This window comes from Psychrobacter immobilis, assembly GCF_904846065.1.
Classification (GTDB): Bacteria; Pseudomonadota; Gammaproteobacteria; order Pseudomonadales; family Moraxellaceae; genus Psychrobacter; species Psychrobacter immobilis_H.
In genome coordinates this window covers 864,204-876,302 of record NZ_CAJGZV010000001.1, presented here as the reverse complement: position 1 = coordinate 876,302, position 12,099 = coordinate 864,204, and the positions used below count along the sequence as shown (strand labels likewise).

Sequence of the window (12,099 nt, the reverse complement as noted above, 5' to 3'; positions counted from 1 at the left end):
TTTTGGAATTAACAATTCTTGGAATCAGTAGTTCTTAGAATTAAAAGCTCTTAGAATTAATGGCTTCTGGAATGAATAGTCACTTTTTGAATGATATCAGGATGGATACTTTTCGCAACTGGACAAGTAAGCGCGGTGTTATAGAATATCTTTTGCGTTTTATCATCTAATGGTTGATTAAAAGTAATAACAACATGTACTTCACTGACTCGTCTTGGATCAGCAGCCATTATTTTGGTCACTTCAGCTGTAGTGCCTGCAATATCGATATCCATATCACGAGCTTTGATACCGATAATCGTCAACATACAACTGGCTAAGCTAGTCGCCAATAAATCAGTCGGCGAAAATGCTTCGCCTTTGCCGTGATTATCAGTCGGTGCATCAGTAATGATTTCATTATTTGACTGCAAATGAATGGCGGTGGTACGCAAATCGCCTTGGTAGGTCACTTTTGATGTCGTCATAGCTTGTCCTTTATAAACTATAAAACAGTGTGAATGTTACTGTTTAAAATATATTTTAATCAAGAGATGGAAGGTTTTTATCGCATCTTTGTGCATTGGAATGAGCTAGTACTCTTCCTACAGAAGTAACTTCAGCACCTATATTTATACTATTCCACCACTTCTTAAGAGTATTTAAATTAGCTCTTTCATCCCAGTGTTCTATAAATAATCGAGTATTTTCATTCTTAATATTTATATCTTGCGAATAAAGATCATATATCGTATTGATTGCTTTTTTCTGACTATCTGATAAAGCTATAGACTTAGGAATAAAAAACCCTTGCTGAAAAAGCTGTTTTGTTAAGACAAGAGATTCAATATGCTGTCTATTTGAAATAGGTACTCTTACAAATTCAGGGTTCAGAGCATGCTCAATTATAATATCTTTAGGTAATTTATTTGCTTCAATAATACTCATTGCTCTATCAAAATTTTCAGAGTTTTTCTTTATCCCTACATCTACATATCCATATAATTGCTCAGGGTAATAATCCTCTATTTTCTTTAAGGTACCAATTGGACTCAAACGCACAGCGTCTAATATATCTAAATGATCTAGCCAATCTCTACCCAAAGGTAAACTTCCATATAAAACTTTCCCGAATAGTTCATTTAAAACATCTAACCCTTGAAATATATCTCCTGTTAGTGGTAAGAAACTATTTATGCTATGGAACACCGTTAATCCAAGTAAGGCATCATCGTCTATTTCATCTACAATTTTTACAGCACGGCTGATTCCTGCACGTGCTACTCTATTTTTTCTCTTTTGGAATCTATGTACTAACAATTCGGAAAGAAGTTCATAGTCAACGGGTCTTTCGGTAGCAGCAGCTGTTTTTTGAGCTTCGACAAGTAATAATTGAAAGCTTGGATCTGCAAATACTTCTAAAGCACCTTCTAAATCTTCCATCTTAGGCATCAGTCTATTCTCAAACTCATCAATTCTAATTTGAGCGATTTTCATTGCCTCTTCAGAGTACTTATCTTTCAACTGTAAATTCATTTCTTGAAAAACCTCACGAGCTCGCTTTTCATCTATACCTAGTATATTAACAGTCATTTCTTTGGATTGAAGGTTATTAGAGTTATCACCTGCTTGTTGGTTCTGCCTATTCATCATTTTTTTTATTTCCTATATTTAAACTTCCTCCAACTTGTATATTTGTTGAATTATCACCGCCTTTTTGAACCTGTTTATTTTTTCGATTAAAGAAAAACCACCCTATTACCGAGAGAGGTAAAGCGACAGCCGCTCCACTAAATAACCAATCTTTGTTTGCAATAACCCAGTTCATAATTAAATACTCTAATAGTTCACAACATCTTGATAAAATTATATTAATTTAACTACAATATCATAAACACATATTAACATTTTATGTTCCAATAAAAATTAATCTCCCACGCAAAGAAAAACCCCCTCCGACATAAGTCAAAGGGGGTTTTACTTTAGAATAGAGAGCTGACGATGACCTACTCTCACATGGGCGAACCCACACTACCATTGGCGCAATGATGTTTCACTTCTGAGTTCGGGAAGGGATCAGGTGGTGCCATCATGCTATTGTCGTCAGCAAAGGGGGTTAGATATGAGTCTGTTATTTTTATTGTTTGACGTCAAGTATTAGCTTGTTGTCGATCAACTTGTAACCTAACTGAATCAAGGTTAAAGGTGATATCGAAATATTCTCTCGTTTCTATAAGCTTTCGCTTATACAAGATAGATTAATTAGAGCTTTCATACAAACCACTTGGGTGTTGTATGGTCAAGCCAAACGAGCAATTAGTACAGGTTAGCTACATGCATCGCTGCACTTCCACACCCTGCCTATCAACGTCGTAGTCTTCAACGGCTCTTTAGGGAAATCTAATCTTGAGGTGGGCTTCCCGCTTAGATGCTTTCAGCGGTTATCCCATCCGAACGTAGCTACCGGGCAATGCCACTGGCGTGACAACCCGAACACCAGAGGTTCGTCCACTCTGGTCCTCTCGTACTAGGAGCAGATCCTCTCAAATTTCCAACGCCCACGGTAGATAGGGACCGAACTGTCTCACGACGTTCTAAACCCAGCTCGCGTACCTCTTTAAATGGCGAACAGCCATACCCTTAGGACCTGCTTCAGCCCTAGGATGAGATGAGCCGACATCGAGGTGCCAAACACCGCCGTCGATATGAACTCTTGGGCGGTATCAGCCTGTTATCCCCAGAGTACCTTTTATCCGTTGAGCGATGGCCCTTCCATACAGAACCACCGGATCACTAAGACCTACTTTCGTACCTGCTCGACTTGTGGGTCTCGCAGTTAAGCGCGCTTTTGCCTTTATACTCTACGACCGATTTCCGACCGGTCTGAGCGCACCTTCGTACTCCTCCGTTACTCTTTAGGAGGAGACCGCCCCAGTCAAACTACCCACCATACATTGTCCTCGGTATTGTTATACCTGAGTTAGAACCCCAACATGACCAGGGTGGTATTTCAAGATTGGCTCCACCGAGACTAGCGTCTCGGCTTCAAAGCCTCCCACCTATCCTGCACAAGTCAGGTCAAAGTTCAATGTAAAGCTGTAGTAAAGGTTCACGGGGTCTTTCCGTCTAGCCGCGGGTACACAGCATCTTCACTGCGATTTCGATTTCACTGAGTCTCTGCTGGAGACAGCGCTGCCATCATTATGTCATTCGTGCAGGTCGGAACTTACCCGACAAGGAATTTCGCTACCTTAGGACCGTTATAGTTACGGCCGCCGTTTACTGGGGCTTCGATCAAGAGCTTCGCTTACGCTAACCCCATCAATTAACCTTCCAGCACCGGGCAGACATCACACCCTATACGTCCACTTTCGTGTTTGCAGAGTGCTGTGTTTTTAATAAACAGTTGCAGCAGCCTGGTATCTGCGACTGCCAACAGCTCAAGGAGCGTGTCCTATCACCATCAGCAGCGTACCTTCTCCCGAAGTTACGGTACCATTTTGCCTAGTTCCTTCAGCAGAGTTCTCTCAAGCGCCTTGGTATTCTCTACCTGATCACCTGTGTCGGTTTAGGGTACGATTCGTTTATAACTATTGCTTAGAAGCTTTTCCTGGAAGCATGGTATTTGCCACTTCACTGTACAAGTACAGCTTGCTATCAGATCTCAGCCATGTAGTAGCCCGGATTTACCTAAGCCACAAGCCTACATCCTTTCACCTGGACAACCAACGCCAGGCTGACATAACCTTCTCCGTCCCTCCATCGCATTATAAACAAGTATCGGAATATTAACCGATTTCCCATCGACTACGCCTTTCGGCCTCGCCTTAGGGGTCGACTCACCCAGCCCCGATTAACGTTGGACTGGAACCCTTGATCTTCCGGCGTGCGAGCTTTTCACTCGCATTATCGTTACTCACGTCAGCATTCGCTCTTGTGATACCTCCAGCATGCCTTACGACACACCTTCACAGGCTTACACAACGCTCCCCTACCACTTGAAAACAAATTCAAATCCGCAGCTTCGGCTCCTAGTTTGAGCCCCGTTACATCTTCCGCGCGGGCCGACTCGACTAGTGAGCTATTACGCTTTCTTTAAAGGATGGCTGCTTCTAAGCCAACCTCCTAGCTGTCTATGCCTTCCCACCTCGTTTCCCACTTAACTAGGAATTTGGGGCCTTAGCTGGCGGTCTGGGTTGTTTCCCTCTCCACAATGGACGTTAGCACCCACTGTGTGTCTCCCGGATATCACTCATCGGTATTCGGAGTTTGCATCGGTTTGGTAAGTCGGTATGACCCCCTAGCCGAAACAGTGCTCTACCCCCAATGGTGTTCGTCCGAGGCGCTACCTAAATAGCTTTCGGGGAGAACCAGCTATCACCGAGTTTGATTAGCCTTTCACCCCTATCCACAAGTCATCCCCTGGCTTTTCAACGACAGTGGGTTCGGTCCTCCGGTGCCTGTTACGGCACTTTCAACCTGCTCATGGATAGATCACTCGGTTTCGGGTCTATACCCTGCAACTAAACGCCCTATTAAGACTCGGTTTCCCTACGGCTCCCCTAAACGGTTAACCTTGCTACAGAATATAAGTCGCTGACCCATTATACAAAAGGTACGCGGTCACCCTAATAAATTAAGGCTCCCACTGCTTGTACGCACACGGTTTCAGGTTCTATTTCACTCCCCTCACAGGGGTTCTTTTCGCCTTTCCCTCACGGTACTGGTTCACTATCGGTCAGTCAGGAGTATTTAGCCTTGGAGGATGGTCCCCCCATCTTCAAACAGGATTTCTCGTGCCCCGCTCTACTTAATATGTTAACGCTAATGTTTCGAATACAGGACTATCACCTACTACGGTCAGCTTTCCCACGCTGTTCTTCTACATTAGCATTAATCGGCTTCTCCCCGTTCGCTCGCCGCTACTAGGGGAATCTCATTTGATGTCTATTCCTAAGGGTACTGAGATGTTTCACTTCCCCTCGTTCGCTTCTTGTACAAGTACAAGATACCTACCTTATGGTAGGTGGGTTTCCCCATTCAGAAATCTCCGGATCACAGGATATTGCCGCCTCCCCGAAGCTTATCGCAGGCTGTCACGTCTTTCATCGCCTCTGACTGCCAAGGCATCCACCATGTGCGCTTCATTACTTGACCATACAACCCCAAGTAGTCTTTCGACTGCTAAGTGTTATAAAGTCTAATTATGATAACGATATCACCTATGTTTATACGCTTGATTCAGTTCTCTTATTACTTTTTTAATCACTCACCCCTGGGATAACAACTGATGTCGTTAAGAGGTGAGTGATTAAGGTTAGGAACAACGCGTGAACACGTGTTCCTAACCCAGACTCATATCTATGTTTTTAAATAGTCTCTATGCTCTCGTCGAGTCACAGATTCTGTATAAAACAGAAAGAAGTAATCGTGTCTTTATTCAAAGATAAATCACTTGTTTCTATTTATACTATTAGCACTTAAAGCTTATTCGTCTATAGTGGTGGAGCCAAACGGAGTCGAACCGTTGACCTCCTGCGTGCAAGGCAGGCGCTCTACCAACTGAGCTATGGCCCCATTATAAAATGGTGGGTCTAAGTGGACTTGAACCACTGACCCCCGCGTTATCAACACGGTGCTCTAACCAGCTGAGCTACAGACCCAATTACGCTTGTTAAAACGTAAGCTTAAACTAAAGAACAACTTGTTGTGAATTCTTGCTGACCGAATGCCATCTATAAGGAGGTGATCCAGCCGCAGGTTCCCCTACGGCTACCTTGTTACGACTTCACCCCAGTCATCAACCACACCGTGGTGAACGCTCCCCCGAAGGTTAAGCTATCCACTTCTGGTGCAATCAACTCCCATGGTGTGACGGGCGGTGTGTACAAGGCCCGGGAACGTATTCACCGCGGCATTCTGATCCGCGATTACTAGCGATTCCTACTTCATGGAGTCGAGTTGCAGACTCCAATCTGGACTACGATAGGCTTTTTGAGATTCGCATCACATCGCTGTGTAGCTGCCCTCTGTACCTACCATTGTAGCACGTGTGTAGCCCTGGTCGTAAGGGCCATGATGACTTGACGTCGTCCCCGCCTTCCTCCAGTTTGTCACTGGCAGTATCCTTAGAGTTCCCGGCTTAACCCGCTGGTAACTAAGGACAAGGGTTGCGCTCGTTGCGGGACTTAACCCAACATCTCACGACACGAGCTGACGACAGCCATGCAGCACCTGTATTCTAATTCCCGAAGGCACTCCCGCATCTCTGCAGGATTCTAGATATGTCAAGACCAGGTAAGGTTCTTCGCGTTGCATCGAATTAAACCACATGCTCCACCGCTTGTGCGGGCCCCCGTCAATTCATTTGAGTTTTAACCTTGCGGCCGTACTCCCCAGGCGGTCTACTTATTGCGTTAGCTGCGTCACTAAGTCCTCAAGGGACCCAACGACTAGTAGACATCGTTTACGGCGTGGACTACCAGGGTATCTAATCCTGTTTGCTACCCACGCTTTCGAGCCTCAGTGTCAGTATTATGCCAGAAGGCTGCCTTCGCCATCGGTATTCCTCCAGATCTCTACGCATTTCACCGCTACACCTGGAATTCTACCTTCCTCTCACATACTCTAGCTCTACAGTTTCAGATGCAGTTCCCAGGTTAAGCCCGGGGATTTCACATCTGACTTATAGAGCCACCTACGCTCCCTTTACGCCCAGTAATTCCGATTAACGCTTGCACCCTCTGTATTACCGCGGCTGCTGGCACAGAGTTAGCCGGTGCTTATTCTGCAGCTAATGTCATCGTCCATGGGTATTAACCATGGAGTCTTCTTCACTGCTTAAAGTGCTTTACAACCAAAAGGCCTTCTTCACACACGCGGCATGGCTGGATCAGGGTTTCCCCCATTGTCCAATATTCCCCACTGCTGCCTCCCGTAGGAGTCCGGGCCGTGTCTCAGTCCCGGTGTGGCTGATCATCCTCTCAGACCAGCTACAGATCGTCGCCATGGTAGGCCTTTACCCCACCATCTAGCTAATCCGACTTAGGCTCATCTAATAGCGAGAGCAGTAAACTGCCCCCTTTCTCCCGTAGGTCGTATGCGGTATTAATACGAGTTTCCCCGTGCTATCCCCCACTACTAGGTAGATTCCTAAGTATTACTCACCCGTCCGCCGCTCGTCAGCGAGAAGCAAGCTTCTCCTGTTACCGCTCGACTTGCATGTGTTAAGCCTGCCGCCAGCGTTCAATCTGAGCCATGATCAAACTCTTCAGTTTAATCTTGCTATGAAGCTCTTTAAAGAAGCTTCTAAACTTGGCTCATCTAATCTGGCAAAATCGCTAAAAATTATGTTCGTAATGAATTAACTTTGAGTTTTTCTGCTGTCTTAAATGATAATTTTTATAGTTAGAATGAACTCCGAAAAGGAGTTAAAACCAACTTTATTTTTTAGCATTCTGAATCAGCAAAAATCCACACAAGTTGTTCTTTAGTTATGCTTTTAAATAGTGCTCAATCACTGTCGTCCAGTAACTGATATATAGGGTATCTCTCTTGCTGTTTAGTCTCAATCCCTTTCAGGTCAAGCTATCTAGCGAGCCGACTATCTTATCATAATGATTTGAATTGTCAAGCTTTTTTATGTTTTGTTTCTTCAAGTTAATTGGGTTATTTATATGTAATCTACATATAAATGCTCCAGCTCGTCTTGATGAGGGCGTATTATAGAGGGTTTGAATGTTTAGTCAAGAGCTATTTTAGCTTAATTTAAATAAACTTGGTGATTAAACTAAATTAGCAGGATGGCGACACTACTTTTGCTTTAACTGAATGGCAGTCTACGGGGTTTTGCGTTGGGCTGAGGTAAGCTCGTAAATAAGCATGCTTATTTCATCTCAATCATGTGGGTTTCTTTAACAAGTCGTTATCAATGATCATTATCTAAAAAATGAGCTGGTCTTTCTTTATCTTATCGTGATGAATACACTGATAGCCGGTTTGATATATAAAGCGTATAAAAAAAGGAACTTACCCTACGGTAAATTCCTTAATATGACACGAACAATCAATTCTAAAAATTTGCTTTTGCTTTAATCGTCGTAACAATACCCGATAACGCATAAATAATACCAATCGCCAAGATACCAACAGGTATATCATAGAGCACAATACTCATAACCAACACACCAATTATTAGAACTACAAAAGGTACTTTCTTTTTATCAAACTCTTTAAAGCTATAGTATTTGACATTACTAACCATCAGTAAACCACAAATCACCACCCAAGCAGCAAATAAGAATATGACTGCCGTATCGTACTGCCCAACCCATTCATTATGGTCAACAGCGACCATAACGGCTGCCGTTACTAATATAGCAGCAAGTGGACTGGCCAAACCGACAAAGTATTTTTTATCAACAATACCGACCTGAACGTTAAAACGTGCGAGACGGAAGGCGGCACAGGCGGTAAAGACAAACGCACAGCCCAAGCCAATGCGACCTAACGGCTGTAGCGCAAAACTATAAACTAAGATCGCTGGTGCAACACCAAAAGCCAGCATATCGGCAAGCGAATCATATTGCTCGCCAAAGGGGCTTTGCGCATTAAGCATACGCGCCACTCGCCCATCAGCACCGTCGAGAATAGCGGACAAAAAGATGGCTAAAGAAGCTTTGTAGAACTCGCCTTGCGTACTGGCTAAAATCGAATAAAAGCCAGATAGCAGTGACAAGGTTGTAATTAGGTTTGGCGCTAAATAGACACCGCGACTGACTACTCGCTGCCCTTCAGCAACTTCTGCTTCAATCACTTCAAAGGTCAAGCCATCATAACTCTCATTATCCGCTAAGCGAATATTGAAATCATGCTCATCGACAAAGGGCGGCTGGGCGGCTGCGCTGTCTTGTAACAATCCATCATTTAGAGGCGGATGATTTGATTCGTCTTTAGGTGATTGCACGTTAGTCATCTCAATATCCTTATTTGCCGGCATAGTTATTCACTAACATGGTTATTCGCCGACTAGCCAGCGTACATTGGTTGCGCTATCAGGCGTTAAGTCTGGAGCATCAGCCACTTTTAATGCAGGCTGTAAGAAGCGTAATATCTCACGTGCATGATTATCAAATTGCCAAGGTGGATTGATGACCAGTAAACCTGTACCGTTAAGACCAACCGCCACATCATTTGGATAAATATTCAGCTCACAAACCAACTGGCGGCGCATTTCAGTACGCTTCAGTTTTTTGTAAAACAATTCAACGGCTTCAACGTTCTTAATAGGGAACCAAAGCGCATAAGTGCCTTGTGGCCATTTATTATAAGCAGCAACGAGTAAATTTATAAGGCGTGTAAAATCTTTGTGCTCTTGCTCATAAGGCGGATCAAGAAAAATCAGACCACGCTTTTCTTTTGGCGGAATAACGGCGGTAATACCTTCAAAGGCATCACGATGCTGTATACCAATGGGTAACTTGTGCAACTGATAATTTAGCGCATCATATTCGCTAGCTTTGGCTTCAAAAGCTTCACCGCGCACGCCTGCATCTGGATTTTTCTCGATATGATGGGCAACCCACCAAGGAGAACCAGGATAGACTTTATTGTCATAAGTGAAACGCGCTTGCTTAATGCCTTCCATATAATCTTTGACAGCAGCGGGTGCCTTGTCGGTATTGGCATTTAGTAACGCTTGGATACCACCTTTGGCCTCACCTGTCTTGCGCGCTTCTTCACTGCTCAGTGAATACAGTCCGCGACCACCATAAGCATCAAGCACATAAAAAGGTTTGTTTTTTTGCCCCAATTGATTAAGGAGTTGTACCAATAAAATGTGTTTAACCACATCAGCAAAGTTACCAGCGTGGTAGGCGTGTTTATAGTTCATAATCTCAAAAGTTTAAATAAGAAAAATTACATCTATGGTAGCATAGGCAGAGTAAAAGATAACGATGGTTTTGGTAAAAAGGCATTGATTGGCTATGTATTGCTAGCTAACTGACCATAGTGAGACGAAATGACAGAGATTATTAGCAATCTTGATGTGACAAAGTTGGTGATTGATCATCCGATAGGAGAAGATAATCCACCATTATTATTTCCTCATAGCGACGACCCAAGCCAAAAACCACTGACTCAGCGCGTATTACAACAGTCTGATTTCGATATCAGTTGGCAAGATAAGCTGACTGATACACAACTGGATACATTCGTTGATGATGGTTGGATCATTATTGATGAGATCTTTGAAACGAAAGCGCTGTTAGCCTTGCAAGCAGAGAGTGGTTTTATTGACTATCGTGATGCAGAACTGACGGCTGGGATTCGTGTCAGTGATATTCGCGGTGATCGCATCCGCTGGATTACGGAAAACTTCTTTGCTGGGTTTTATTATTTGCAAAGTATCAATGCGCTTGCTAGCTTATTTAATCGCAGTTTATTTGCCGGTATTCGCCACAGTGAAGCGCATTATGCTTGCTATCCGGTGGGGTTTGGCTATCAATGGCATAGTGACAATCCAGCTGGGCGTGATGAACGCGTTATCTCTGCGGTGTTTTATCTCAATGATGAATGGGAACCAACTGACGGCGGCGCACTAGAAATCATTGATAAACATGGCGTTCATCATAACGTCATGCCTGTCGCCAATAGATTGGTGATATTTGACAGTGACCTACAACATCAAGTACAAATTGCCCATCGGCAGCGTTATTCTATCGCTACGTGGATGCGCCGTGATGGTTTGGTGCCTTTTGTTGAAGACAATATTTAAAACGCATTAGCAAATAACGAGCAACGACTGATTGTATTGTATCGTGGCTGCCAATCTTAAAAATTTATCATTTTAATTTATAATAAAAAGGTTTATTCATGTCGGACTTTAATAAACAAACCATCCATCAACAACAAAACCATCAGCAGCAAACGCTAGATTTAAGTATTGCGCTACTTGAACGCCCTTCAGTGACACCAGATGATGATGGCTGTCAAGATATCTTGTCAGAACGATTATCACAAGCTGGGTTTGACTGCGAATTTATGTATTTTGGCGATAGAGATCAAAGCGGCGAACATGCTGAAGTCAAAAATCTATGGGCGCGCCGTGGTACCACTGATCCAGTTATTTGTTTTGCTGGTCATACCGACGTTGTGCCTACGGGTGATGAAAGCAATTGGACGTATCCGCCATTTACGCCAACCATCGCTGATGGTTACCTATGGGCTCGCGGTGCAGCTGACATGAAAACGGGGATTGCGGCTTTTACCGTCGCTGCCGAGCGTTTCGTCGCTAATTATCCTAAGCACAATGGTTCTATTGCTTTTTTAATCACCTCAGATGAAGAAGGCCCGTCTATTAATGGCACGGTCAAAGTCATAGAGACCTTAGAAGCCCGCAATGAAAAAATCACTTATTGTCTTGTTGGCGAACCATCGAGCACGGATACGCTCGGCGATATCATTAAAAACGGTCGCCGCGGCTCATTGGGTGCGGAACTTACGGTCACTGGCAAACAAGGTCATGTTGCATATCCACATTTAGCTTGCAACCCTATTCATGCAACGATGGCAGCTTTGGCAGAACTGACTGCCGCTACTTGGGATAGTGGCAATGACTACTTCCCTGCGACTTCACTGCAAATCTCTAATATCAATGGCGGTACAGGCGCCACCAACGTCATTCCTGAGACGTTAAGAGTTATCTTCAACTTCCGCTTTTCAACGGAAACCACTGAAGATGAGCTAAAAGCAAAAACGCATGCTATCTTTGACAAATACTTTACTAATAGTAAGGCCAGTTATGATATCCATTGGAAATTATCTGGTCAGCCGTTTTTGACCCCTGAAGGTAAATTGGTTTCTGCCTGTCAAAAAGCGATCAAAAAGGTAACTGATACTGACACGACACTATCTACATCAGGCGGTACATCTGATGGACGCTTTATTGCACCAACGGGTGCACAAGTCGTTGAGCTTGGTGTAAGAAATGCGACGATTCACCAAGTTGATGAAAAGGTAGAAGTCGATGACTTAGGCAAGCTTGCGCAGATTTATGAAGGGATTTTAGAGAACCTGCTACTAAATTAATCATTCGTTGAAGTAAGCAAAGAAAGCGCC

7 protein-coding genes, 2 tRNA genes and 3 rRNA genes are annotated in these 12,099 nt (G+C 43.8%); 2 read left to right on the top strand and 10 right to left on the bottom strand.

From position 1 onward, the window contains the following. Positions 1 to 56 precede the first annotated feature (56 nt). The 10 genes from JMW64_RS03800 to JMW64_RS03755 all read right to left on the bottom strand — a co-directional run bounded on the left by JMW64_RS03800 (position 57) and on the right by JMW64_RS03755 (position 9,871). A complete protein-coding gene (locus JMW64_RS03800; protein ID WP_201553425.1) occupies positions 57 to 467 on the bottom strand; it encodes an OsmC family protein in 411 nt (136 codons plus the stop codon). Between the two features lie 55 nt (positions 468 to 522). Next, on the bottom strand, positions 523 to 1,632 hold the full coding sequence (locus tag JMW64_RS03795; protein WP_201553423.1) for an LPO_1073/Vpar_1526 family protein: 1,110 nt from the start codon (positions 1,630 to 1,632) through the stop codon (positions 523 to 525). Then, positions 1,622 to 1,807, bottom strand: coding sequence for a hypothetical protein (locus JMW64_RS03790; protein ID WP_201553421.1), 186 nt, complete (start codon positions 1,805 to 1,807; stop codon positions 1,622 to 1,624). The genes JMW64_RS03795 and JMW64_RS03790 overlap by 11 nt, the downstream gene beginning before the upstream one ends. 165 nt (positions 1,808 to 1,972) lie before the next feature. After that, positions 1,973 to 2,087 (bottom strand): 5S ribosomal RNA (gene rrf, locus JMW64_RS03785). Between the two features lie 187 nt (positions 2,088 to 2,274). Then, positions 2,275 to 5,136, bottom strand: a 23S ribosomal RNA gene (locus tag JMW64_RS03780). Positions 5,137 to 5,480: 344 nt separating this feature from the next. Further along, positions 5,481 to 5,556, bottom strand: a tRNA-Ala gene (locus JMW64_RS03775). A 9-nt stretch (positions 5,557 to 5,565) separates the two neighbouring features. Beyond that, a tRNA-Ile gene (locus JMW64_RS03770) sits at positions 5,566 to 5,642 on the bottom strand. A 75-nt stretch (positions 5,643 to 5,717) separates the two neighbouring features. Beyond that, a 16S ribosomal RNA gene (locus tag JMW64_RS03765) occupies positions 5,718 to 7,256 on the bottom strand. Together the 16S, 23S and 5S rRNA genes with 2 tRNA genes alongside form the textbook arrangement of a ribosomal RNA operon. Before the next feature lie 794 nt (positions 7,257 to 8,050). After that, on the bottom strand, positions 8,051 to 8,953 hold the full coding sequence (gene pssA, locus JMW64_RS03760; RefSeq protein ID WP_227676798.1) for a CDP-diacylglycerol--serine O-phosphatidyltransferase: 903 nt from the start codon (positions 8,951 to 8,953) through the stop codon (positions 8,051 to 8,053). Between the two features lie 42 nt (positions 8,954 to 8,995). Further along, positions 8,996 to 9,871: a 23S rRNA (adenine(2030)-N(6))-methyltransferase RlmJ gene (locus tag JMW64_RS03755; protein ID WP_045446718.1), complete on the bottom strand. Its 876-nt coding sequence runs from the start codon at positions 9,869 to 9,871 to the stop codon at positions 8,996 to 8,998. Positions 9,872 to 10,000: 129 nt separating this feature from the next. Between JMW64_RS03755 and JMW64_RS03750 the strand changes: the two genes are divergently transcribed. Together JMW64_RS03750 and dapE are read left to right on the top strand one after the other, a co-directional pair. After that, the gene (locus JMW64_RS03750; protein ID WP_193007369.1) at positions 10,001 to 10,756 is read left to right on the top strand and encodes a 2OG-Fe(II) oxygenase; all 756 of its coding nucleotides are present in this window, start codon (positions 10,001 to 10,003) and stop codon (positions 10,754 to 10,756) included. 98 nt (positions 10,757 to 10,854) lie between these two features. Then, on the top strand, positions 10,855 to 12,069 hold the full coding sequence (gene dapE, locus JMW64_RS03745) for a succinyl-diaminopimelate desuccinylase (RefSeq protein ID WP_201540911.1): 1,215 nt from the start codon (positions 10,855 to 10,857) through the stop codon (positions 12,067 to 12,069). The last annotated feature ends 30 nt before the right edge of the window (positions 12,070 to 12,099 follow it).